Here is a 23,781-nt window from a genome sequence, read left to right as displayed (position 1 = left end):
AAATATGACAATTAACAACACCATTATTACATCTATTATTACCATCGGCAAAATTACCGGGGGAAGATAATCGTATGGTGTAAAACATAAAAGAAACCAAATGAAAGCCTTCCTCCGCAAAGAGGAAGGCTTTTTTATTAAATATTGATTACTAAACCCAACAATGAAAGTTTTAAAATTCGGTGGCACATCTGTAGGATCAGCGGCAAGCATCCAAACCCTTTTAAACATATTAAAGGATGAAGTTAAAAATGAAGACAAACCGGTAGTTGTATTATCGGCAATGGGCGGGGTAACCAACCTGCTGGCTTCAATGGCCGAAGATGCCGCCAATGGTAAAGAATTTACCGCGTCGCTTGCCGAGCTGGAAAGACGCCACTTTGAAGTGGTGAAAACCCTGCTTGATGTACAAAATCAAAACCCGGCCTTTACCCGCTTAAAAATACATTTTAACCAGTTAGAGGAATTATTGCAGGGCATATTAACCCTAAGGGAGCTTACCCCCAAAACCCGCGACCAGGTGTTAAGTTATGGCGAACGCTGCTCAACCATTATGGTGAGCAAAATTGCCGCCCAGCATTTTAAAGAGGTATTGTATGTTGATGCCGCCGATGTAATTAAAACCGACAGCGCTTTTGGTAACGCTAAGGTGAACACCGACCTTACCGAAATGCTGATCCGTAACCTGCAGCAGGAAAATAAAGATAAAATACTTTTCGTAACCGGCTTTATTGCGGGTAACGATGCCGGGCAAACCACAACCTTAGGTCGTGGAGGCTCAGATTATACCGCCGCTATATTTGGTGCGGCGTTAAATGCCAAAGAGATCCAGATATGGACAGATGTTAACGGGATGATGACCGCCGATCCGCGGATGGTTAAAAAAGCCTTCTCTTTAACCGAACTTACTTATACCGAAGCGATGGAACTTTCGTACTTCGGCGCCAAGGTGATCTATCCGCCAACCATGATCCCGGCTTTTTTAAAGAAGATCCCTATCGTTATAAAAAATACTTTCGAGCCGGAGTTTGAAGGCACCGTGATCCGTCATAACTGCAAGGCATCCAACTTGCCAATCAAAGGCATCTCCTCTATCAACAATATCAGCATCCTTAATTTAGAAGGCAGCGGCATGGTTGGTAAATCAGGCTTTAGTGGTCGTTTATTCTCACTATTGGCAAGGGAGCAAATCAATATCATCCTTATCACCCAATCATCATCAGAGCATAGCATCACCTTCGCGGTACAGCCGCAGGATACCGAGCGCGCCAAACTGGTGATAGAACAGGAGTTTGAACTGGAGCTTTTAGCCAAAAAACTGGAGCACCTGGTTATCGAAAAAAACCTGGCCATATTAGCTGTAGTAGGCGAAAATATGAAACAAACTCCTGGAATGTCGGGCAAGTTGTTTCACTCATTAGGCCGTAATGGCGTTAACGTAAGAGCTATCGCCCAGGGATCATCAGAGTATAATATCTCGGTGATCATCTCGGCACAAGATCTTTCAAAAGCATTAAACGCGGTACACGATGCATTTTTTGTACAGTTAACCAAAACACTACATGCTTTTTGTTTAGGTACCGGTAACATTGGTAAAACCCTGTTTAACCAACTGAAAGCGCATACCGAATATTTAAAAGATAATAACGGCATCCAGGTAAAAATTGCAGGTATCAGCAATACCCGCAAAATGACCTTTAACAGTGATGGCGTGTCGTTGGATACCTGGCAAAATGATCTGGAATCTTCGCCATACCAGGCCGATCTGCAGGAGTTCATCAACAGGATGAAAGAAATGAACCTGCCTAACTGTGTATTTATTGATAACACCGCCAGCCCCGTACCGGTAGGTTTTTACGAGGAAGTTTTTAAAGCAAACATCTCGGTTATTACCTGCAATAAAATAGGTAACTCGGCCAGTTACAAACAATACCGCACATTTAAAGATACCGCTCGTAGCCATGGTGTTGATTTCTTTTATGAAACCAACGTTGGCGCAGGCTTACCTATCATTAACACGCTAAAAAACCTGATGAACAGCGGCGATAGGGTGCAGCGCATCGAGGCTATCCTATCGGGAACCATATCATTCATCTTTAATAACTTTAAAGGTGATGCCAATTTTCACGATGTGGTAAAAGAAGCGCAGGAAAAGGGCTATACAGAACCAGATCCGCGCGATGACCTGAGCGGGAAAGATTTTATGCGCAAAATGCTCATTCTTGCCCGTGATGCCGGTTACGCTATGGAAGAAGCCGATGTGGAGATTGAAAGCGTATTGCCAAAAGCCAGTCTTGAAGCCAAATCGGTTGATGATTTTTACGCCACCCTTAAAACCGAAGACGCCCACTTTACCAGGCTGAAAGAACAGGCCGAAAAAGATGGTAAGGTATTGCGTTATATAGGCAAGCTGGAAGATGGCAAAGTAACCATCACCCTGCAAATGGTTGATGAAAACCATCCATTCTACATGCTATCGGGGAGTGATAACATTATATCGTTCACTACCGATAGGTACAGGGAACGCCCCCTGGTAGTAAAAGGCCCCGGCGCAGGTGCCGAAGTTACCGCTGCCGGTGTATTTGCTGATCTGATAAATTTGGGCGCAAATTAAGAGCCCCCCCCCGGCCCCCTAAAGGGGGAGGAATAGTTTGATATGAAATGGGCATAGCCCCCTAACCCCCTAAAGGGGGAATAAAAGTTTGATAGAAATGGAAAATAAGATAGAAGATTTAACAACAGCCCCATCTTTGGCACCCCCTTCAGGGGGCGGGGGGGGCATTCACGTTTTTGCTCCGGCCACTGTTGCTAATGTGGTATGCGGTTTTGACGTGCTCGGCTTCGCGGTAAATGAACCGGGCGACGAAGTGATTATGCGGATGACCAATAAACCCGGCATCACCATCAGTAAAATTACCGGTGATGATGGGCGTTTACCAATGGATCCGGCTAAAAATACGGTGAGCGTGAGCGTACAACATTATTTGCAAAGCGTTGGCCGTACCGATATTGGGCTGGATATTGAACTGCACAAGAAAATGCCGATAGGCAGCGGACTTGGTTCAAGCTCGGCAAGTACGGTTGCGGGCTTGTTCGCCATCAAAACCTTATTGGGCGATGATAGCGATCCGGCTAAACTATTACCCTTCGCTATGAAGGGCGAAGAAATGGCTTGCGGTCATGGTCACGCAGATAATGTTGCGCCTGCTCTTTTGGGTGGCTTTGTATTGATCCGTAGCTATGAACCCCTGGATGTAGTGCGCCTGCCTCACCCCGCCGGTTTGTATTGCGCCATTGTGTTTCCAGATGTAGATGTACCTACGAGGGAAGCCCGCCAGATTATCCGTAAAAACATCCAGATGAAGGATGCTGTAACCCAGTGGGGTAACATTGCCGGATTGGTAAGCGGTTTATTCATGAACGACATTGACCTGATAGGCCGTAGCATGAAGGACGTTTTGGTTGAACCAGTACGCTCCATGCTAATACCCGATTTTTACAAAATGCGCGAAATGGCCATGGAGCTTGGCGCGGTAAGTTTCGGTATCTCCGGATCGGGCCCCTCTGTTTTCGCTTTTACTAAAGATGAAGACACAGCTAAACGAATTACTGAAAGACTACAAAAGCATTTAACCGGGTTAAAAATTGGCTCCAATGGCTATGTATCAACTATAAATGATGCAGGGCCTAAGGTGCTGGGGTAGCCCCACCCAAACCCTCTCCGCTGGCAAGCGGAAGGGCTTAAAAAAAGCAAAATGACCTAACCCACCGTCATTGCGAGGTACGAAGCAATCCCGAACTACACAGAGAAACGCGCATAGTTGACCTGCACATAGGGGATTGCTTCGTACCTCGCAATGACGGGTGGGAAGAACAGAAATTATAAATCCGAAATCGAAATTCCGAAATCCGAAATCAAAAAAATGAAACTCTACAGTACCAACAACATCCAATCAGAAGTATCTTTTAAAGACGCGGTTTTTAACAGCATGCCGCAGGATAAAGGTTTATATATGCCTATCAGCATCCCGCCTTTAGATGATGATTTTATCAATAACCTGGATAAATATTCTTTACCGGAGATTGCTTACCGCGTAGCTAAAAACCTTTTGGGCGATGCCATGCCTGCTGATGATCTGAAAGCTTTAATAGATGATGCTATCAACTTTGATGCACCGGTTGTAAAGCTGGATGACAACGTACACGTACTGGAACTTTTTCACGGACCATCACTGGCTTTTAAGGATTTTGGCGCCCGTTTCATGAGCCGCGTAATGAGCTATTTTTTAGAGGACGGCGAAAAGCAGCTGGATGTATTGGTAGCCACAAGCGGCGATACAGGTGGTGCGGTTGCATTGGGCTTTTTAGGCGTACCCAACACAAGGGTTACTATCCTGTATCCTAAGGGCAAGGTAAGTGGCGTGCAGGAACAACAGCTTACAACCAACGGTCAAAACATCCGTGCATTGGAAATTGACGGTACTTTTGATGATTGCCAGGCCCTGGTTAAACAAGCCTTCACCGATGCCGAATTGAATGAGGAGTTCCGCTTAACATCAGCCAACTCTATCAATATAGCACGGTTAGTGCCGCAAACTTTTTATTATTTTAACGCTTATGCGCAGCTGTTAAGGCAGGGCGTTAAAAAAGTAATATTTTCTGTACCAAGTGGCAATTTTGGCAATATTGGCGCGGGTTTACTGGCCTGGAAGATGGGCCTGCCTGTTGAAAAATTTATAGCTGCTACTAATGCCAATGATACTGTGCCCGAGTTTTTAAAAACGGGTGTTTATCAGCCAAAGCCATCAGTAGCAACCTTATCAAACGCCATGGACGTGGGCAACCCAAGCAACTGGGTACGTATTGCCGATCTATTTAAGGCTGATATGGACGAGCTGAATAAATTAGTGGTAGGTTTTACCTACAATGATGATGAAACATTAAAAGCCATTAACTGGGTATTTGATACTTATGATTATGTGGTTTGTCCGCATACTGCTATAGCCTGGCAGGCCTTAACCGATTATCAGCACGATCATAGCAGTGCCGATACTGCAGGTGTATTTTTAGCAACCGCGCATCCGTGCAAGTTTCCTGATGTTTTTAGTGAGGAAATAGCCGCTAAAATAGATGTGCCGGAGCAGGTAAAAGAACTGGAATCAAAAACCAAACTGGCAATAGCCCTAAGTAAAGATTTTGAAGATTTTAAGGGGTATTTGCTGAACGCGAAATAAGCCGTTTTTTTTATAACTTTTTCGACTTACGAAGTTTTTGGGTGGGGTAGTTTTCAATGGGGCTATTGAAAAACAAGTATCCCCAATTAAACTTCGTAAGTTTTATTATTCATGGTTATATTTGATCTGTAAAATCTATATCAATGCTCAACAAAAATACCATCGCTCTGCTTTGCTTAATAATCCTGGCAGTTACTGCTTGTAAACGGAACCGAAAATTTGATCGGGATAACTGGAACGAGGGGGATGGATTAACATTTAGCTATCGGGAACTAATGGTGGATGATTTACTAAAAAATTACAAACTTAAAGGTTTAAAGTACCAGGAGGTAGTTCATTTACTGCACCGACCGCAACAAAGCGACACGGCTCAAATGACCTATGAAATAACAGAGATATACAAACCTGGCAAACCACGGTATGTTAAGCAACTTATCCTGTCTATGAAAGATTCTGTGGTAACTGATGTTAAAATTTACGAGCATACTGATAAAAAATGATCAATACCATCATATTCGACCTCGGTGCAGTTTTGATTGACTGGAACCCGCATTATGTATATCGTACCATATTTGATGACGAGCAGGAAATGAAAAACTTTTTGGCTACGGTTTGCACATCCGATTGGAATGAGGAGCAGGATGCCGGTCGTTCCTTACATGAAGGTACCGAACTGCTTATTGCCCAATTCCCGGAGCATGAGGCAAACATCCGGGCTTTTTACGGCCGGTGGGTTGAAATGCTTGGCGAGCCTTTTCACGGCACGGTTGAGGTTTTTAAACAGTTAAAAGAGAGCAAGAAATACAAGATATATGCACTCACCAACTGGTCGGCAGAAACTTTTCCGTTTGCTGTGGCGCGTTTTGATTTTTTAGACTGGTTTGATGGGGTGGTGGTATCTGGTACCGAAAAAATGCGCAAGCCAGCCCCTGAGTTTTACCAGGTACTGCTTGATCGTTATAATGTAAAGCCCGAAGATGCTTTATTTATTGATGATAATTATCGCAATGTTTTAGCTGCAGAAAAAGAAGGGATTAAAAGTATTCACTTTAAATCGGCGGATGAACTGGCAACGGAATTGAAAGAGCTTGGGATTTTGTAATTGATATGGTATTTGTATTGCGCAATTAAGTCGATGTACCCCGTAGGGGTTACCTGTTTGTAGCAAAACAACACGAAATGAGATTTTGCGCCGTAGGTGCAACCTAAATATGGAAGGGTAGCCCATCCCGGGCAAAAGAATTAATAGGGATGATTCTACAAACAGTTAGATCCTAACGGAGCAGAATTTTAGTTCCGTGTAATCTAAAGGTCAATCATACCGTAATCAAACTCCGGACTAAAGGTATACCTGAGTTGAACCAGGCCGGTTGAAAATTGTTCGCTGCCAAGAAACATCAGTTTGGTACGATCTTTAACGATGAACAGCGGTTTGCCTGCACCTAAAATTACCGGATGAACAGACAATATAAACTCATTAATCTGCCGTTGCTCTATAAATGCCGAAATTAATTGAGCGCCGCCAAATAACCAGATGTTACCACCCGGTTGATGTCTGATCTCTTCTACACGTTTTTTAAAATCTGCCCGGCGAATAATTTCTGAATTGCCCGGCACCGTTGTCAGCGTATCCGAAAAAACATACATTTTAAGAGTTCCGAATAACTCTGGCCCCGCGTTCATGAGTATTTCATAACTTTTACGGCCAAGGAAAATGGCATCGGCATTGTTCAGGAAATCCGACATCCCGTAATCCTGATCGGTAAGGCACCAATCATATTCGCCGTTTGGTCCTTCAATAAAACCATCGAGGCTCATGGCCAGATTTAAAACTACTTTCCGCATACTAATAGGTATGATTATTCTTCGCCCTGGTGTTTATCTTTCCATTGTTTGCTGAATGATTTATCGGCAACATCCGGCATTTCTCTTAAATGGCCCCAGGTGCTTTTAAAGAAGAACCGGAGTAAGAAGTTTTTCATTTTGCCGCCAAAAAAATCGGTAAGGTTACGTTTAAGCATACCTTTTTTCCAGATGGCCCAGCCCCAGCGCTCTTTATTAGTAACAAAACCCTGGTTAACGGCATCGCGGCGATTAAGCAACAGCATTTTATGGATATCTATTTTTACCGGGCAAACTTCGGTGCAGCTGCCGCAAAGGCTTGATGCATAGCTAAGGTGTTTAAACTCCTCCATGCCATTGGTATGTGGAGTAATAACGGAGCCAATTGGTCCGCTATAGGTTATATTGTAGGTATGGCCCCCGATATTTTGATAAACCGGGCACACATTAAGGCAAGCCCCGCAACGGATGCAATATAATCCCTGGCGCTGTTCCTTTTGGGCAAGCAGGTTGGTGCGGCCATTATCAATCAACACCACATACATCTCCTCGGGTCCATCGGTTTCATTTGGCTGGCGCGGACCACTTAAAATGGTGTTATATACCGTAAGATTTTGTCCTGTACCGTGGGTAGATAGCATAGGCCAAAATAAATCCAGATCTGTAATTGACGGAATGATTTTTTCAATACCCGCCACCACAATATGTACCCTGGGGAAGGTGGTGCATAAGCGCGCGTTACCCTCATTTTCGCTGATGGCAATACTGCCGGTATCAGCCAGCAAAAAGTTGGCTCCTGTTATACCCACGTCGGCTTGTAAATATTTATCACGAAGCAGCTCCCTGGCTTTTAAAGTAAGCTGCTCTGGTGTTGCATCAAGCGGACTGCCAAAACGCTCATGAAACAGTTTGGCAATATCCTCTTTACTGAGGTGCATAGCCGGCGTAACAATATGGTAAGGAGCCTGCCCTAAAAGCTGAACTATGTATTCACCAAGGTCGGTTTCTAATGATTCGATATGGTTCTCCTTCAAAAATTCATTCAAATGAATTTCCTCGGTAACCATTGATTTTGATTTTACTACGGTTGTGGCTTTTGCCTTCTGGATGATGTTCAGGATTTCGCGATTGGCTTCTTCGGCATCATTAGCCCAGATCACCTTGCCGCCGCGGCGCTGAAAATTGGCTTCAAACTCCGGTAAAAACTTATCCAGGTTTTCCATCACTTTCCACTTGATCACGTGCCCTTTCTTTTTGGCATTATCCAGATTAATGATCCTTGAAAGTCCGCTTGATGCAGCCGCGTTGTATTTATCAATACTGTTATTGATAATACGGCGGTGATCTACATCAAATGCCTTTTCTTCCGAGGCAACCAAAAATTCTTCGGCAGTGCTTCCCATATATGCGAATTTAGGTTTTTTTGTGAGAAGTTGTTTAGTTGAATGGTTGATTAGGTTAGATTAAATTATTGGGGGTTCAAGGTTTGAAATAAAAAGAGGCGCAAATATTGCGCCTCCTGGTAGTATTTATTGCTCTTTAAATTCAATCAACCATTCACCTATTTTGATGGTGGTGTTACGTCTATCACCGGTTTTTTATCGCGGTTAGCTAATTCCCAACCTGTGTAAAATACCAATTGCGTACGTTTTGCCAATAATGGGAAGTTGATCTTGCTCACCTCATCACCTGGCTGGTGATAATCGGCATGCACACCGTTGAAGTAAAATATGATGGGTACACCATGCTTGGCGAAGTTGTAATGATCGCTGCGGTAGTAAAACCTGTTAGGATCATTAGGATCATCATATTTGTAATCCAATTTTAGTTTGGTGTAGGTATCATTCGCTTTTTCGCCAATGTCATGCAGGTCTTTACTCAGCATGGCCGAACCTATAGAGTAAACATAGTTTGCAGAATCGGGTTTGCCAATATATTCTTCACCCACACGGCCTATCATATCAATATTAAGATCGGTAATGGTGTTAGCCAACGGGTAAACCGGATGATCAGTATAGTATTCAGAACCTAACAATCCTTTTTCTTCGCCTACGTTACCTAAAAACAGCACACTGCGGCGCGGGCCATGGCCATCTTTTTTTGCCTGCGAAAATGCACGGGCAATTTCAAGGATGCCTGTTGTACCAGATCCGTCATCATCGGCACCATTGTTTACTTTATCTTTTCCATCGGGGTTTAAGCCAATGTGATCATAGTGTGCAGAAAATACCAATACTTCATCTTTTAAATCGGTACCGGGCATAAATCCAACCACATCAACCGCTTTCACAGCAGTTTGTTCATTGGCGTATGCAGCTACAAAATCTACTTTTGCAGTTACAACCGGAGTTTTAGCAGCAGCCGCCTTTAAATCAGCAAATGTTTTCCCGGTTGATTTAATCAGCTCATCGGCCATAGCAGTGGTGATGTGTAATGCTCCGGCAATCTTAGGCGCTCCGGCTTCCTCCTTAATAGTTAAACGAGGGCTGGCAATACTTTTGCCGTAACGTTTAAGCAAATTTGTTAAATCGCCATTTGCCGCCAAAATAAGCGAAGGGTTTTTGCTTTGCAGATTTTTTAATATTTGCAGGCGCGCTGTACCCATGCGCACAGAGGTATTTGGAGTTTTACCCGCCTCTGGCTTATCTTCATTTATCCACAATACAACCTTATTGGTTAAATCTGTACTGCCTAATTCGCTATCGGTACCAAAGCCAACAAATACAAACCCGGCTGCTTTTATGTTATTATCAGGAATTGTACCATTCGGGAAAAAATCCTGTCCCAACGCAAATGGCTTTCCGTTAATGGTAAGTGTTGTTACTTTTAAAGCGTTTTGCACCAACGGTACATCAAAAAAGTACGATCCTTTTACGGGGGCTTGCAGACCTAATCTTTTAAATTCGGCAGCAATGTAATTGGCTGCTTTTTCGGCACCGGGCTTACCGGTTTCGCGGCCTTCAAATTCGTCAGAGGCTAAAATGCTCAAATGTTTTTTGGCATCCTCGGCGCTGATGAGTTTTGCGTACTTCATCGCCGTGGGGTTTTGTTGCGCGCAGGCATTTGCCGCAACAACAGCAGAGAGCGCAAGTAATGTGATTTTTTTCATTTATGATAATAATTAAGTCAGTTTCTTTTTAGTTCAGGATTGATGGCTTACAGATCATAGCTTTGTGCTTTAAGCCTTTGGCTTTATGCTTTTTCCTTTGTCCAAAAATCTTTTGTCCGCTCTCAGCAAGCCATTTTTCCTACTCTTGTAGCGTGCCTGCCGCCTTCAAAGTCGGTATTGAAAAATGCGTTCACGATTTTTTGAGCTTCATCAATACTGATAAAGCGAGCGGGAATACAAACGATATTGGCATTATTGTGGCTACGGGCCAGTATGGCCAGCTCCTCGTTCCAGCAGATTGCCGCACGGATGCCCTGGTGTTTGTTGGCCGTTATGGCAACCCCATTGGCGCTGCCGCAAACTAGTACGCCAAGATCGCATTCGCCACTTTCAACTGCAGATGCTACAGGATGTGCAAAGTCGGGATAATCAACAGAGGCGCTTGAATAAGTTCCGAAATCTGTTAGCTGATCTGCAGGGATCTCTGCGGATAAAGCCTGTTTATAATCAAAGCCGGCATGATCGGCACCAATGGCAATTTTAAGCCCTTCTTTCATCGTACAAAAATATCTTTTTGCAAATGTGCAAAATTAGGATGATAGATGCACGGATTTCAGGGAAGCAGATTGTAATTATGAGGATTGTTACAATGATGGGGATGAAGTTTAAAAAAACTTTTGTCATCCTGAACGCAGTGAAGGATCTAATCGCAGAATTACAGAGCGAAGAAGCATAGCGAGTAACAGATCCTTCGCTATGCTCAGGATGACAAACATTTTTTGTTCACGTCATCACGATGACGTGAACAAAAAAACTTCTTATACCACCTTATCCTTACACTTCTCAATCACTTCCATGTAGTAGTTTTCGTAAAGCGGCAATATGGTGGCCAAATCAAATTGCTTGGCGCGGGCAAGGGCGTTTTCTTTAAAAGTTTCCAGGCGGGCTTCATCTTCCAGGATATAGATCGCACTTTCGCCCATACCTTCTACATCGCCTACATCTTTCAGGAAACCTGTTTCACCGTCAATATTAAGTTCGGGTAAACCACCCGCATTACTGCTGATTACAGGTACTTTACAAGCCATAGCTTCTAAAGCGGCCAAACCAAAACTTTCTGATTGTGATGGCATCAGGAAAAGGTCGGCTACGGATAATATCTCTTCAATAGCGTCCTGTTTACCTAAAAAGCGTACGTTATCGGTAACACCAAGATCACGGCAAAGTTGCTCACAGCCAGAGCGTTCTGGTCCATCGCCCACCATTAATAGCTTTGACGGGATTTTTTTAACCACTTTGGCAAATATTTTAACCACGTCTTCGGTACGTTTTACCTTACGGAAGTTGGAGGTATGTACCAATATTTTTTCGCCCGAGGGTGCTATTGCTTTTTTGAAGTGATCTTTTGCTTTAAGGCTGAAACGGTTCAGATCGATAAAATTAGGGATCACTTTAATATCGTTCTCTATCTCAAAAAACTTGTAGGTATCTTCTCTAAGATTTTCAGACACGGCGGTTACCCCGTCGGATTTATTGATGGAGAAGGTAACTACCGGTTTAAAGGTATGGTCTTTACCAACCAGTGTAATATCGGTGCCGTGCAGCGTGGTAACCACAGGGATATAAATACCGTAGGTCATCAATATTTGCTTGGCCATAAATGCAGCCGAAGCATGCGGGATAGCGTAATGAACGTGCAATACATCCAGCTTTTCAAAACGCACTACATCTACCAAACGACTTGCCAGTGCAAGCTCATAGGGTGGAAAATCAAACAGGGGATAATTACTTACCGATACCTCGTGATAAAACAGGTTTTCGGAAAAAAGGTCAAGCCTCGCGGGTTGGTTATAGGTAACAAAATGTACCTGGTGACCGCGGTCAGCAAGGCCTTTACCAAGTTCTGTAGCAACAACCCCGCTTCCGCCAAAGGTTGGATAGCAAACGATTCCGATTTTCATTTATGCGTTATAATTCGATGCAAGTTTAACAGCAATTTATTGTAAATGTGTTAACACTGTGTAAAATGATTTAACTTCGTTAAGTTACTTTTAACAATCAATTACCTACAAATAACACCAGTCATGAGCAATGCTATCAATTTAAAAATCAATGCTATACAGCACATAGGCATACCGGTAACTAACCTTGCCGCATCGCAGCTATTTTACGGCCGGCTTGGGTTTAGCAACGTTATGGAAGCTCCGTTTAATGATAACGGCGGCACCGGCACCTGCGTTATGATGCAGCGCGATAATATGATTATGGAGCTATACCAACTGCCCGAAGCCGGGCTTGCGCAGATCAGGTCGAGAAGTAATGGACATATAGATCATGTGGCTTTTGATGTGAGCGATATTGACGAGACTTTTAAGGTAATATCGGATGCCGGTTTTAATGTACTTGAACCGCAGCCCGTTTTTTTGCAGTTCTGGAAAAACGGTTGCAAATACTTTAACATTACCGGGCCGGATGGCGAAAGACTGGAGTTTAACCAGGTGTTATAAGCTTAAGGTTGTTTAAGAATAAATAAACCGACCGTCGAGGTATAAAATCCGGTGCCCTGAAGGGGGGAAATGACATAAAAAATTTGTCATCCTGAGGAACGAAGGATCTTCTTCACCCTGCTCATCGCCGACTTTTATAGCGAAGAAGATCCTTCACTGCGTTCAGGATGACAAACTTTTCAAACGTCATTTTCCTTTCAGTGTCCTTTGAATAACAAAACTCGCAATGACGCGCAAAGATGTTAATGAATCAAATTTAAACAGCCCCTAAGATGCTGTTATGCCTTAACACCTGTTTAACCGCCTACAACACATTGGTAACCCACCACGTATTGCCAAAAGGGTCTTTAACGCCTGCACTCCGGCCGTAGGGCTGATCGGCTGGGGGCATTACACTTTCGGCGCCGTTATCAAGGGCTTTTTGGTAAGTTTCATCACAGCTATCTACATAAATAAATAGCCCGGCATTTTGTAGGGCATAGGTATCGGTACAATCGGCAAACATAATGGTACTGCCTTTAATGTTGATCTCGGCATGCATAATGGTTGTTTCGTCGCGCATGTGTTTGTACTGCTCGGTGGCGTCAAATACATTGTGCGTAAACTCAATAAATTTAGCCGCATCCTTTACAATAAGATAAGGCATAATGCGCTGATAGTTTTCGGGGATGTTTTTTGAAGGTTCCATATTGGTTTGTTTTTAACAAATGTAGCCCGCGCTGATGAAGCAAAATTGTAAAAACCGGACATTCTTTCATTCCGCAAATTTCCTTACCGCTTACTGCAAACCCAGGAACCCTTCTGCATTGCCAGAAAAATAGAAGCCGGGATGATAGCCTGTAAAAGCCTTTACATCATGTATAAAGTGCGATTGATCATAGTATCCGCAATCGAGCGCTATTTGTGTTAATGTTTTGCTGCTGTTATATTGCTGGATAGCATTGTGCAGGCGCACCAGGCGCAGGTAAATTTTTGGACTAAAGCCCGCGTATTCCTTAAACCGCCTGTCAAATTGCCTTACCGATAAGTTAAACGTATCGGCCAGTTGTGGAATTGTTTTGTTTTGCCGGGAGTGAATCACTTGTCTTATAGAAGTAATGATGCGGTCGTCTTTAGGGATGTTGTGTTGTAGCCTGCCTATTAAAAAATCACTTAAAATTGCGGCGCGTTTAAAATTATCGGGGGCAAGCATGATCCGCTCTTCCAGTTCGCGGCCGGGCAAGCCTAAAAAGGTATCATAATCCAGGGCAAGGTTGCTGGTCTCGCTGCTGGGAACGCGGAAAAAGCGGGGCACCGCGAAAGGATAAATATAAGCGCCGAAAATGCCAAAGCTTTGCCGGGTTACAAACCGCCTGTACCCGCTTGATTGAAATTGTATGCAAGACGGACCTGCATTTTGGCCGCTATCCGTTAGTTCATCAAAAGTGGCCTGATAATGAAACACCATTTCGGTACAGCTATCGGCAATGGAACGGTACACGTACTCCGGCTGACCCGGCGCAAGTTCATGCTCCAATACCCAAAAAAACCTCACATAAGGTTTTAATACAGCCGGTGGTTCAATGGTATAATACTTCATTAGGCGATTAAGCTACAGGAACCTGGATTGATTATTTAAATTTAGGATTTTTTTGTTGATGCTGAGTTACTTATTAAATTTAGGGGTATAGCGAAAAAACGCAAAATAGAGCGGTAGCGTTACCTGGTGAAGCAAAACATGGGTTTAAGCTTTTGCGTCGTTATAATATTGTTCCAGCTCTTTTAGTCGCTCAATTTGGGAGGGGCGGGGGTTAACAAAAGGCCGTACTTTTTTAACCAATGCAAATGCATCTTGAAAAGTTAAACCGCTTTTTAAAAGATAGGCAATAGTCATGGTAGGTCCCCGGCCCAAGCCTTGCCTGCAATGAATATATACCTTACCTCCTTTTTTTATTTCTGCGTCGGCAAAGTCTGCGCCCTCTAGCAATACATCCATGGACGGTGGTGTATTATCCGGCGTGGGTAAATGCAGGTAATGAAATCCATTATATTTTGCACCACTATAAATGGAATGCATGCGCATGTTTATAATGGCGGTTACCCCCAATGCCTTAAGTTTACGCAAACCCAATAAGTTATACTGGCTGCCCAAAAACAGGTTAGCGGTTATCTGGCTGCGTTTAAGGGCTGGTACGCCGGCTGATAAGCGGTGCAAATTATCATATACTTTCTGGAAAAATATATGAACTAGTTTTAAATGGCTTTTAGCTTCTCTTAGCATAGACATGTTCAATTGATTTGGGATCCGGGAACTAATATCATGATGGAAGCCGGTACAACTTTAATGAAAAGTTGCTTTGCTGTAACTTCATGGTCATCACAAATAAAACATTGCTCTTTATCCATTCGCACCACTATCTCGCGGGCCTTCCAGTGTTTTACTGCTTCGGTTTCATTTTGCAGCAGGGTGCTGCCTGCAACTTTCAGCATCGTAATAAAGTCATTGTCCTTCAACAATATCACATCCAATAAACCATCTGTTATACTTATACCCGGCTGCAGTGTATAGTCGCTGATACCGATATTACCAGAATTTGTAATGGTTAAGGATACCCCGGTTTCTTCTGTTTTTTTTCCGTCTATTTCCATGTAGTATTTTACGGGTTCGGCATCTGCCAGGGTTTTAATAGCGCTGATACCATAAGCCAGCTGACCAATATTGTCTTTTAACGTCGGGTCGGCCCGTAAAATCATATCGGCCATTATACCAAGGTTAACCCTTAATAAAAAAGGATCTCCATTAACAACACCCATATCCACCGTTTTTATCTGGTAATTATTCCCTGTTAGTACTTCAAGTGCCGCTAAGGTATCTAAAGGTATGGCCAGTTCCTTTGCCATAACATTGGCGGTACCGGCAGGTATTATAGCCATTGGTGTATTGGTACCCTGCAATGCAGCGGCAGTTTCTGTTACGCAACCATCGCCACCATAAATTACTATAAGATCTGTTTGGCCTATAAGTGTCTGTACTACATCGCTAATGCTTTTATCTTTCCGGGTAATAGATACGTCCCATTTAATATCACTATGGGCAAAAGCTTTATTAATGTACGATAGAATAGGTTCTTCTTTACCTGATGCGGGGTTAATGATGAAGTGAATGTGTTTAAATTCCATCTGTACAGTTTAAATTCAAATTTTCAACACAAATGTTATTCAATAGTTTGTTTGAATGAAGGGAAAAGAGGAATATCAATACAGCAGTTTTAAAAACATAGCTAAAATGATCACAAAAAAAACAACGTGCCTGCGAAGCGGCGATCCCCGCCACATAAAATATGGCCTTTAACCCGTGCAGAACCAGGAACCGGTATACCAAATAACACAGCAGAAGACCAATAACCTCCCAATCAATGGAAAAAGAATTTGTAGAAAAAAACGTGATACTACCGGTCAGCGGATGGAGTAGATTAAACTTACGCTGTTTGACTTAAGGTTAAAGAGTAGGGGCAATTGATTAATAAGGCCGCCCCGGATTTAAGGTAGTCACTGCTTGTTTAAAAAGCAAGGTGGTTAAGGAGGGGAGTTAAGACCTACACCTAACTCCCGCACCTATTAACTAAAGCTGATCAAATATGTAATTTAACTTTATAACAGTCAAGATAAATTATGAAACTGTAAACCGTGTACATTTTGGTGTATAATAGTGTATAAAATTGCACAATAGATTTACACCAACGTGCATGCTGTCTCAGGGTTTTGCAATATCTGCCAGGTTTAATATCAGTTTATTCATGCCTGGTTTTATTCTCCAAACAGATCCGTTATCTGCTTTGGAAAAAGTACCCTGTGTGGCTTTTAATTTATAATTTGTTTTTTCAAACCGGCAATCAATTTGTGTAGGCGAGATGTTTTTAAATGGCATTTGGGCACCGGGCGCCGCAGTCAACTCAAAAAACCAATCGCATGGGGTATGGCTTAGCAGGCTTACCTTAACCAGTTTTTCGGTTAAGTCTATTTCCAATGAACCATCTACCGAAGTTAAGGGCCACGATATATGCATGGTGCTCCTGCCGGTATTGGTAAATATGGGATCGTTCCCTTTTAGTAAGATCTCTTTTCCATCAACAACTGCCTTTAAACGCAAACCGGTTATCTGGTTAGGTTTACTCCAGATATAACCATCAACAACCGGGAGCGTGAAAAATGTGCATTCGTTGGATGTAGCTACCTGCGACTCATATACCGACGGGAACTTTTCATCAAACAAATGAATGTCACGGATCCGCAGGCTGCCGTTTTCCCATAACATGTTTATGCGGTAAAAGCGACTGTTATACCAGGCCGTTTTCAGGTCGCTGCCTTCAAGATCTTTATTAACGGTGAAGGATGTAGCCGGCGTAACTTTATAATTCTTTTTAAACCATAAGCCCGATTGTTCCATGGTTTCTACCCTGATCTTGTGCTCGTCCCTCAGCTTTGCCATTAAAGGCATCTGGATCTCGAGGCCCTTTGCCATGGCATCCCAGGTGAAAGAATTTTCCTGGCCCGCCTGCGTATAGTTAAAACCAAGCGAACTATCATCAGTAAAAGATTTAAAGAACCAGTTTACCCAGGTAGAATCGCCGCCGCCAAATTTATATACAGGTTCAAGCGTAACAACGCCCTGCCGGGTAGTCCCCAGTCCGTTATCGTACTGGCGGATAGGATCGCTCCCCAGCATCCGGAAGATAGGGACAGGGATTTGGTCCTGCTCATGTTGGGCCGGCATGTAGGAGTTTATTTTACTTGGATAATAGGCTTGATTCCAGTATCCGCCCCATAGGGTATAACCATCTGTACCGTACTGGTCTTTGCAATTGCTGGAGGCCACAATATGGTACTTTTGGTACATATAGTTTAAACTGTAAGCATCAATAAACCAGGAACCAACAGATTTAGGGTAATAGCCAAAAGCCTTTTTAAAATCTCTGAAATAAACATCTATCAGCTTTTCGCGCTCCTTAGGTGTGTAACCGGTAGAAAAGCCGATGTTTGCCCGCCAATCCCATGGATAACGACCACGCCATTTAAGACCTGCATTTTCAACCATGGGCTGCGGGATCTCCCACCAGGCGCCAATCTCAAAAGTGCCTTTGGGCAGGCCGGCCAATAATTTCTGGTATCTTTTATCAATCAGCGCGTCATACTGTAACAGAAAAGTGCCGCCGAGGTGATATTTCTGCATGATCTCTACCTGTTTTACTACTGTTTGGTACAATACGTCCTGTGTAATCAGCGGATCACGTGGCTCCAGCAGGCGAATAAAATTGACAATGTTGACGATTTTTGGGGTGGTATCGCCTGATGATGTTGTTTTGCTATGAGCGAAAGAATTTGCAGCGATAAGTGTAAACAATGCGCTGAACACGTACATACTGAATTTGCCCGATGCTTTAGTTTTTGTCAAAATCATAAAAATAGGTAATGTTTGGTAACATAGGATATTAACCGACTAACCTAATAAAATAATAATTTGACGGCATCCTTATCTGTCTGATGGGGGAAGTGCGGGAGGGGAGGTGGAGGCTTCGCGGCTGCTCGGGGCACACCACATCACAATGCATACTCGTGCCAAATGGGGGCTGAAGGATTGCGGCTGCTTGGGACGCACCACCCAACAACGCGTCATTGCGAGGCACGAAGCAATCCCCAAGAAGCAGAGTCGCCCCATAAGTATGGATGGGATTGCTCCGTATTCTCTATAAAGTCACGAGTACTCCACGCTTTTGGCCAGGCCTGCATGCTCGCGCCAAATGGGGTCGGAGCAGGAGACGACGAAAGTAAATTTCGTTCGTATCTTTATGGTTACTACCAAGATAACTTAATTAACCATGGTATTCAAACGATTACTAACACTTATCCTTATTTGTATAGTTGCCCGGCAAACCTCCGCACAGCACTCTACAGCTCAAAATGTAACACTTAAAGGAATTGTTTCAGATATAGAAACCAATATGCCCTTAGCTTATGTAAGTGTAGGTATTTTAAATAAGCCCATTGGTACTGTAACCGATACGGCCGGTCATTTTACTTTCAATATAAGTCAGGAGAATTTTACCGACACTATACAAGTAAGTATTGTGGGCTATTTCGCATCGAAAATTTCCGTAAAAGACTTTATGTCAGGTAGCGATAAAACTATTAAGTTATTTGTAAAAGCGGAACAGCTTGCGGAAGTGACCGTTACAAATTCCATCCAAAGAGTAAACACGGAAATCATTGGTAGGGAGGCTGTGAGCAAACTTGTGCAAATATCCGTTCATAACAGAAAGACAGTAGACGAAACTATAGGATCTGAAATGGGTATGCTCTACAAGACAAACAGGAAAAGAACTATTATTAAGGATTTTAACTTTTATATTTCCGCTAACAACTTCAATTTTATAAAATTCAGGATAAATATATACGCTCTAAAGAATGCTATGCCCGATACTCTGATGTATAATAAGCAAATCTTTGCAGCGGTTGACAATTTTAAAATTGGCTGGACAAAAATAGATTTGGAACGATATAATATCAAAGTTAACGGGGAGTTTATTGTGACAGTTCAGTGGATAGAAAGCCGAATGGATAAAAAAGAAAATCCAATAACAATACTCCCGGTGGCGGTGACACCATTTTCTAAAAACTGTTACGCAAGAATAGCCAGTCAGGACAAATGGAAAAGAATGGGTGTGAATTTGAGCAGTTTTGTAACATTAGCTTATTAAGTTCAAGGAGGCAAGGTTACAGCCAGCCTAAGTTCCTCGCTTTTGGCCAGAGCTGCATACTCGCGCCAAAGGTGAGATAAAATAGATTTCTTATCCTGCCTTGTAACTAAATGTTTTTGGGCGGGTCAAAGGTTTAATATAATTAATCGTGGTTCTGAGTTTATCTGGTACCACACAAGATTTATTCGGCGGGACTCCTTTAATTATACCGAGACTTATAATCATATATGAAAAAAATAATTTTCCTCGCCCTGTTACTTCTTCCATACTTTTCCAAAGCGCAAATCAGCCATAAGTATCTCATTAAAACAGGTAAACTGTTTGATAGCGAAACGGGAACATTTAAATTCGGGTTGGATGTGTTGGTTGATGGCAACAGGATAGAAGGCGTTAAGCCCGACAAGGATGTTACCGCCAATGAGAAGCAAGATCATCAGCTCATTGATCTTTCTAAATACACTATTCTGCCCGGCCTTATTGATTCGCATACACACCTGCTTTTTAGGGAAGAGCTGCATGCCGACATGGACTTTTCAACGCTTTCTTTAGAAAAGGTCTTAACTCAGCAGGGCGATGCATACCGTGCCATTTATGGGGCTGTAAGAGCAAAAGCCTATTTAGAGGCGGGCATTACTTCCGTGCAGGATTTGGGCAACTCGGGTAAATTTGCCGATATAGCGTTGCGCAAAGCTATAGAGGATGGTTTAGTTGTTGGGCCACGTATGAGATGTGCCGGACAGGGACTTTCCAGCGAAGGCGGCCAACTGCCCGGACTGATTTACCAGCATCGCGGAATAGCAAATGATGAATACCGCATAGTAACCGGCCCTATTGATGCCATACAGGCCGTACGTGAAAATGTTACTCAGGGGGTAAACGTAATTAAAATTTATTCCAACAATACACCTAACCGTACCGCACTTTCGGTTGACGAGATGCGGGCGATTGTTAACGAGGCGCATCGCTATCACATTAGGGTAACTGCTCATGCCACCGATAATCAGGCAGTTTACAATGCCGTAGTTGCCGGGGTTGATGGCATTGAACATGGTTATGAAGTGGCCGACAGTACACTTATGCTGATGGCCAAAAAGAAAGTTATACTGGTGCCTACTGATGGCGATAGCACCATTTTTGCAAGCTATGTGAAGATTGCCTACCCCGATGACAAAAACGCAGGGACACAAATAAAAAAGATGATAAATGCCCAGGCCAGCCGCCTGCAACGTGCCCTCAAATATGGGGTTATAATAGCTGCTGGCTCTGATGATTACATTGACGTAAAGATGCCTTACGCGGCTTGGTCTAAACACACGCTCATTGGTTATCACGAAGAAGGCGTAAGTATCCCACAAATCCTGCAATTTGCTACCATTAACGCAGCAAAGCAGTTAAATATGTCAAACAAAATAGGGGTTCTCAAAACTGGTTTCCTTGCTGATATTATCGCTGTGGACGATAATATTGATACGGATATACACGCAATTCTGAATATCCATTTTGTAATGAAGGATGGGGTGGTATACGTGAATAAGTAGTATTTCGAAGTCACGAGTACTCCACGCTTTTGGCCATGGCTGCATACTCGCGCCAAATGGGGCGGCAGAGCGATGGCTGACTTGTGCATAAAACCGAGTACTCCACACTTTTGACCAGGGCAGCATATTCGCGCCAAAAGGAGGGGGCAAAGGTAAATTTTGATTTTTTAGCGCCAATTAAGGCGCGAGAAAATCGACAACTATATTCTCCAACAAATCTGATTTTTTTAATTCACACTCCCACAGAATCAGCACTTTCCACCCATCTCGTTCTAGTTTTTTTATAGCCTGTTTATCGCGAGCTTTGTTTTTTTCTATTTTTTGAAGCCAATATTCCGTATTAGTAGAGGGTATTCTGTCGCCCCGTCTACAGCGGTGACCATGCCAAAAACAGCCATGAATAAATATTATTTTTTTCCTTCGTGTAAATATAATATCAGGCTTCCCGGGTAAACTCGCATCATGAAGTCGATACCGATATCCTAGGCTGTAAATAAGTTTTCTGACTAGCATTTCCGGGGCGGTGTTTTTAGATTTGACCGCCCGCATAATCTGACTTCTTTTTTCCGTGGTTTCTTTCACTATTGAATTTCGATGAGCAAGCTCGGGTCGGTTTCAAACTGCATGACCACCTCGTTATACCTGCTTACGAGGTCGCTGACGGCTACCGTTCTTCCTTGTTCATTAAATTTCGCAAATTCATAAAGATTAAGGGCAATAAATTGCTCAATTTCGAAGATGTCGATCCTTGAAGCAAGGTTCACGTTCTCTGCAAGACCCTCAGCTAAGGTTATGCCTCTTTTGGTAGTTACAATTATAGGGCGCTGACCGTTGTCCAGGTTGCCCTTACAACGTAAAATAACTGACTCTGTAGGGGTAGTTGTAACGTGTAAGGCAACGTTGCCGATAAAAAAATCACCGCTCCTGCCTGTCTGGGCATCCGATGTTGAAAAGCTATTGTGGGAGAAATGTCCGACTCCTAAAGCGCAATCTAATTTTGCTCCAACAAGGTGTTGTAAAATAGCGCCTACATAATACACACCCTGTGATTCTTTTTGACGCGATTCTGCCTGTTGGATCAGGTCTCTAATTAAACTTCTCAAACTCTGCGAACTGTCTAGTTTAATTTTAAGCGGTTTGCCTGAAAAAAAGATATTTACTTTTTCAATCCAAAAGAGTTCAATCAGGTCAAGTTCACCGTCTGAAAATGAATTTAGAAACTCCACGTATTCGCGCATGTTGCCGATACTTCCCCGGCTGGTTCTGCCACCCTCCTGCGCCAGTACCTTATCAATGCCGTGTCTTGCTAAGATGTTTTGAACTGCCCCTTTTCCCAAGCCATACACCTGGCCGCCGCCTTCGGTTAAAAGTGATTCAGCTTCTAATGGTAGCCCTCTTTTTTTTGCGTGCTCAGTTACGACCAGGGCGACACTAAGTTTGCCTTTAGAATTAAATTTATGGTCTATATAAAATCGGTCTAACTCATTGTGTAATATTGACATAATTTAAGCCGCTTTTTGTGATTTTTTAAGGTTTGACAAAACAGGTTCTAAAATATATTGACTTATATAACTAACCACCGGCACCACAACACCATCGCCGGTCAAGTGATATGCATCATTGTATTTTTGGGGGAGCTTATAGTCATCCGGTAAACCCATTAACCTTGCTGTTTCCCTTGTCGATATCAATCGAGATCGTACTTCTTCGTTATGAACAAAGATCATGGTCTGACGACTGGAACCACCTGACGGCGTTCTCAGGCATCCTGAAATATCGTCAAACCTAACTTCGGCCCGTTGGACTTTATTTCCATTTTCGTCTTTCCTGGTTCGTTTATATATGGTCCCAACTTTTGGCTTTCCCAGTTTCCTGATCTTTTGCAGTTTCAATAAATTGGTTCGGCTCATTAGGCTAATTAACCGTTGCGTTTCCGCAGGCGAATGCCAGCCCACACTTTCAGGGTTTTCCTCGATACAGTCTAACAGGCTATTATTTCTTTCTACAGGGTGCGGTATGTTCCACCATACCCATGAATTTTTTGCGGCCTTTTCCAGTTTTTTGTGGGCGTTGACCAGCGCTTTCGGATGCCATTTCGAATCCGGATTTGCCTGGGTCAGAAATGAAATGTCCGTCAAATCTTTTTGTATACCGATAAAGAACAATCGCGGCCTTGATTGCGGCAGGAAGTCAACAGCGTCCATTACAACAGCACCAAAAAGATATTCTTCTTTTTGCAAGGCGTTGCATATGGCAGAAAAATCTTTGCCCTCATGGGAAGTTAAGGCTCCACAGACATTTTCTAAAACCACTATTTTTGGCGCTCTGTTCTCTATTCGCAGTTTTTTAACAATATTCCAGAACGGCCAAAATGTTCCTGATCGGGCACCTTCTAGACCCGCACCGGAGCCTGCCGAAGACAAGTCCTGGCAGGGAAAAGAAGCCCACGTAAGGTCAGCCGGGCTTACCAGATTTTCCGTCGTTATGTTGGCTATATCATCAACTTTTATTTCACCTTCACCCCAGTTACGCTTATAACTTTCGGCTTTTTTTACATCAATATCATTCGCAAAGACACATTCCCAGTTCTGCCCCAAACCAGCCCTGGCCATTCCGCCACCGCAGAAAAACTCGTAAAATTTGAAGGGTTGATTCATATATGTGATTAGAATTTGAAGTTTTCGGCCTCTAGTGCCAATATTAAGGATCCCAGATTAAGAACACGGTAAATTTAGACAATTACATTCATTTACTTTATACCAAGTCAGTTTAGATTCAGGATTTGAATCATCTTTCCCTATTGCTTCGCTAATTCCC

21 protein-coding genes are annotated in these 23,781 nt (G+C 43.1%); 8 read left to right on the top strand and 13 right to left on the bottom strand.

Going from position 1 to position 23,781, the window contains the following annotated elements; genetic code table 11:
• Positions 1–163: 163 nt before the first annotated feature.
• The 5 genes from thrA (at position 164) to AC1D0K_RS27490 (ending at position 6,336) form a co-directional block, all read left to right on the top strand.
• Positions 164–2,614 (top strand): bifunctional aspartate kinase/homoserine dehydrogenase I, encoded by a 2,451-nt coding sequence (gene thrA, locus AC1D0K_RS27510; RefSeq protein WP_477397770.1) that lies wholly within the window; start codon positions 164–166, stop codon positions 2,612–2,614.
• Positions 2,615–2,711: 97 nt separating this feature from the next.
• Positions 2,712–3,704: a homoserine kinase gene (locus AC1D0K_RS27505; RefSeq protein ID WP_477441369.1), complete on the top strand. Its 993-nt coding sequence runs from the start codon at positions 2,712–2,714 to the stop codon at positions 3,702–3,704.
• A gap of 219 nt (positions 3,705–3,923) precedes the next feature.
• On the top strand, positions 3,924–5,234 hold the full coding sequence (gene thrC / locus AC1D0K_RS27500; RefSeq protein ID WP_477392793.1) for a threonine synthase: 1,311 nt from the start codon (positions 3,924–3,926) through the stop codon (positions 5,232–5,234).
• Between the two features lie 143 nt (positions 5,235–5,377).
• The gene (locus AC1D0K_RS27495; RefSeq protein WP_477392791.1) at positions 5,378–5,734 is read left to right on the top strand and encodes a hypothetical protein; all 357 of its coding nucleotides are present in this window, start codon (positions 5,378–5,380) and stop codon (positions 5,732–5,734) included.
• Positions 5,731–6,336 (top strand): HAD family hydrolase, encoded by a 606-nt coding sequence (locus AC1D0K_RS27490; RefSeq protein ID WP_477392789.1) that lies wholly within the window; start codon positions 5,731–5,733, stop codon positions 6,334–6,336. The genes AC1D0K_RS27495 and AC1D0K_RS27490 overlap by 4 nt, the downstream gene beginning before the upstream one ends.
• 203 nt (positions 6,337–6,539) lie before the next feature.
• On the opposite strand, the gene AC1D0K_RS27485 is transcribed toward AC1D0K_RS27490, so the two are convergent.
• The 5 genes from AC1D0K_RS27485 to bshA all read right to left on the bottom strand — a co-directional run bounded on the left by AC1D0K_RS27485 (position 6,540) and on the right by bshA (position 12,146).
• The gene (locus AC1D0K_RS27485; protein WP_477392787.1) at positions 6,540–7,079 is read right to left on the bottom strand and encodes a dihydrofolate reductase family protein; all 540 of its coding nucleotides are present in this window, start codon (positions 7,077–7,079) and stop codon (positions 6,540–6,542) included.
• A gap of 14 nt (positions 7,080–7,093) precedes the next feature.
• On the bottom strand, positions 7,094–8,479 hold the full coding sequence (locus AC1D0K_RS27480; protein ID WP_295711633.1) for a LutB/LldF family L-lactate oxidation iron-sulfur protein: 1,386 nt from the start codon (positions 8,477–8,479) through the stop codon (positions 7,094–7,096).
• A 158-nt stretch (positions 8,480–8,637) separates the two neighbouring features.
• On the bottom strand, positions 8,638–10,185 hold the full coding sequence (locus AC1D0K_RS27475) for a M28 family peptidase (protein WP_477441367.1): 1,548 nt from the start codon (positions 10,183–10,185) through the stop codon (positions 8,638–8,640).
• Positions 10,186–10,307: 122 nt separating this feature from the next.
• Complete coding sequence (gene rpiB, locus AC1D0K_RS27470; RefSeq protein WP_477392782.1) at positions 10,308–10,742, bottom strand: ribose 5-phosphate isomerase B; 435 nt, start codon at positions 10,740–10,742, stop codon at positions 10,308–10,310.
• A gap of 261 nt (positions 10,743–11,003) precedes the next feature.
• Complete coding sequence (bshA, locus tag AC1D0K_RS27465; protein WP_477392780.1) at positions 11,004–12,146, bottom strand: N-acetyl-alpha-D-glucosaminyl L-malate synthase BshA; 1,143 nt, start codon at positions 12,144–12,146, stop codon at positions 11,004–11,006.
• A 123-nt stretch (positions 12,147–12,269) separates the two neighbouring features.
• Here bshA and AC1D0K_RS27460 point away from each other — a divergent pair, with 123 nt between their 5' ends.
• Positions 12,270–12,692: a VOC family protein gene (locus AC1D0K_RS27460; protein WP_477441365.1), complete on the top strand. Its 423-nt coding sequence runs from the start codon at positions 12,270–12,272 to the stop codon at positions 12,690–12,692.
• 304 nt (positions 12,693–12,996) lie between these two features.
• On the opposite strand, the gene AC1D0K_RS27455 is transcribed toward AC1D0K_RS27460, so the two are convergent.
• From AC1D0K_RS27455 to AC1D0K_RS27435, 5 genes are all read right to left on the bottom strand, one after another.
• Positions 12,997–13,380 carry a VOC family protein gene (locus AC1D0K_RS27455; RefSeq protein WP_477392776.1) on the bottom strand — a complete coding sequence of 128 codons (384 nt, stop codon included), beginning with the start codon at positions 13,378–13,380 and terminating at the stop codon, positions 12,997–12,999.
• A gap of 90 nt (positions 13,381–13,470) precedes the next feature.
• Positions 13,471–14,271 carry an AraC family transcriptional regulator gene (locus tag AC1D0K_RS27450; protein WP_477392774.1) on the bottom strand — a complete coding sequence of 267 codons (801 nt, stop codon included), beginning with the start codon at positions 14,269–14,271 and terminating at the stop codon, positions 13,471–13,473.
• Positions 14,272–14,415: 144 nt separating this feature from the next.
• Entirely contained in the window at positions 14,416–14,958 is a 543-nt protein-coding gene (locus tag AC1D0K_RS27445) for a protein-tyrosine phosphatase family protein (RefSeq protein ID WP_295715862.1), read from the bottom strand.
• Between the two features lie 2 nt (positions 14,959–14,960).
• A complete protein-coding gene (locus AC1D0K_RS27440; protein WP_295715865.1) occupies positions 14,961–15,851 on the bottom strand; it encodes a diacylglycerol/lipid kinase family protein in 891 nt (296 codons plus the stop codon).
• Positions 15,852–16,425: 574 nt separating this feature from the next.
• Positions 16,426–18,129: a hypothetical protein gene (locus AC1D0K_RS27435; protein WP_477392771.1), complete on the bottom strand. Its 1,704-nt coding sequence runs from the start codon at positions 18,127–18,129 to the stop codon at positions 16,426–16,428.
• A 418-nt stretch (positions 18,130–18,547) separates the two neighbouring features.
• Between AC1D0K_RS27435 and AC1D0K_RS27430 the strand changes: the two genes are divergently transcribed.
• Together AC1D0K_RS27430 and AC1D0K_RS27425 are read left to right on the top strand one after the other, a co-directional pair.
• Positions 18,548–19,426, top strand: coding sequence for a carboxypeptidase-like regulatory domain-containing protein (locus tag AC1D0K_RS27430; RefSeq protein WP_477392769.1), 879 nt, complete (start codon positions 18,548–18,550; stop codon positions 19,424–19,426).
• Positions 19,427–19,653: 227 nt separating this feature from the next.
• Positions 19,654–20,964: an amidohydrolase family protein gene (locus AC1D0K_RS27425; protein ID WP_477392767.1), complete on the top strand. Its 1,311-nt coding sequence runs from the start codon at positions 19,654–19,656 to the stop codon at positions 20,962–20,964.
• A gap of 177 nt (positions 20,965–21,141) precedes the next feature.
• Here AC1D0K_RS27425 and AC1D0K_RS27420 read toward each other — a convergent pair whose 3' ends face one another.
• Genes AC1D0K_RS27420 through AC1D0K_RS27410 form a run of 3 tightly spaced genes read right to left on the bottom strand, consistent with a single transcriptional unit; the run spans position 21,142 to position 23,621 of the window.
• Positions 21,142–21,546, bottom strand: coding sequence for a very short patch repair endonuclease (locus tag AC1D0K_RS27420; RefSeq protein ID WP_477392765.1), 405 nt, complete (start codon positions 21,544–21,546; stop codon positions 21,142–21,144).
• Positions 21,546–22,466, bottom strand: a complete 921-nt coding sequence (locus tag AC1D0K_RS27415) for a DUF4928 family protein (protein WP_477392763.1) — start codon at positions 22,464–22,466, stop codon at positions 21,546–21,548. Before AC1D0K_RS27415 ends, AC1D0K_RS27420 begins: the two co-directional genes overlap by 1 nt.
• A 3-nt stretch (positions 22,467–22,469) precedes the next feature.
• Positions 22,470–23,621 (bottom strand): DNA cytosine methyltransferase, encoded by a 1,152-nt coding sequence (locus AC1D0K_RS27410; protein ID WP_477392761.1) that lies wholly within the window; start codon positions 23,619–23,621, stop codon positions 22,470–22,472.
• Between the last annotated feature and the right edge of the window lie 160 nt (positions 23,622–23,781).

It is taken from the genome of Mucilaginibacter sp. P1_A3 (assembly GCF_056406855.1).
The sequence above is the reverse complement of the archived record's forward strand: the minus strand, read 5'-3'. Positions and strand labels throughout refer to the sequence as shown.

Excerpts from the sequence above, each read along its gene's own strand:
- thrA (WP_477397770.1), top strand. The coding sequence starts at position 164 with ATGAAAGTTTTAAAATTCGGTGGCACATCTGTAGGATCAGCGGCAAGC.
- AC1D0K_RS27505 (WP_477441369.1), top strand. The coding sequence starts at position 2,712 with ATGGAAAATAAGATAGAAGATTTAACAACAGCCCCATCTTTGGCACCC.
- thrC (WP_477392793.1), top strand. The coding sequence starts at position 3,924 with ATGAAACTCTACAGTACCAACAACATCCAATCAGAAGTATCTTTTAAA.
- AC1D0K_RS27495 (WP_477392791.1), top strand. The coding sequence starts at position 5,378 with ATGCTCAACAAAAATACCATCGCTCTGCTTTGCTTAATAATCCTGGCA.
- AC1D0K_RS27490 (WP_477392789.1), top strand. The coding sequence starts at position 5,731 with ATGATCAATACCATCATATTCGACCTCGGTGCAGTTTTGATTGACTGG.
- AC1D0K_RS27485 (WP_477392787.1), bottom strand. The coding sequence starts at position 7,079 with ATGCGGAAAGTAGTTTTAAATCTGGCCATGAGCCTCGATGGTTTTATT.
- AC1D0K_RS27480 (WP_295711633.1), bottom strand. The coding sequence starts at position 8,479 with ATGGGAAGCACTGCCGAAGAATTTTTGGTTGCCTCGGAAGAAAAGGCA.
- AC1D0K_RS27475 (WP_477441367.1), bottom strand. The coding sequence starts at position 10,185 with ATGAAAAAAATCACATTACTTGCGCTCTCTGCTGTTGTTGCGGCAAAT.
- rpiB (WP_477392782.1), bottom strand. The coding sequence starts at position 10,742 with ATGAAAGAAGGGCTTAAAATTGCCATTGGTGCCGATCATGCCGGCTTT.
- bshA (WP_477392780.1), bottom strand. The coding sequence starts at position 12,146 with ATGAAAATCGGAATCGTTTGCTATCCAACCTTTGGCGGAAGCGGGGTT.
- AC1D0K_RS27460 (WP_477441365.1), top strand. The coding sequence starts at position 12,270 with ATGAGCAATGCTATCAATTTAAAAATCAATGCTATACAGCACATAGGC.
- AC1D0K_RS27455 (WP_477392776.1), bottom strand. The coding sequence starts at position 13,380 with ATGGAACCTTCAAAAAACATCCCCGAAAACTATCAGCGCATTATGCCT.
- AC1D0K_RS27450 (WP_477392774.1), bottom strand. The coding sequence starts at position 14,271 with ATGAAGTATTATACCATTGAACCACCGGCTGTATTAAAACCTTATGTG.
- AC1D0K_RS27445 (WP_295715862.1), bottom strand. The coding sequence starts at position 14,958 with ATGTCTATGCTAAGAGAAGCTAAAAGCCATTTAAAACTAGTTCATATA.
- AC1D0K_RS27440 (WP_295715865.1), bottom strand. The coding sequence starts at position 15,851 with ATGGAATTTAAACACATTCACTTCATCATTAACCCCGCATCAGGTAAA.
- AC1D0K_RS27435 (WP_477392771.1), bottom strand. The coding sequence starts at position 18,129 with ATGATTTTGACAAAAACTAAAGCATCGGGCAAATTCAGTATGTACGTG.
- AC1D0K_RS27430 (WP_477392769.1), top strand. The coding sequence starts at position 18,548 with ATGGTATTCAAACGATTACTAACACTTATCCTTATTTGTATAGTTGCC.
- AC1D0K_RS27425 (WP_477392767.1), top strand. The coding sequence starts at position 19,654 with ATGAAAAAAATAATTTTCCTCGCCCTGTTACTTCTTCCATACTTTTCC.
- AC1D0K_RS27415 (WP_477392763.1), bottom strand. The coding sequence starts at position 22,466 with ATGTCAATATTACACAATGAGTTAGACCGATTTTATATAGACCATAAA.
- AC1D0K_RS27410 (WP_477392761.1), bottom strand. The coding sequence starts at position 23,621 with ATGAATCAACCCTTCAAATTTTACGAGTTTTTCTGCGGTGGCGGAATG.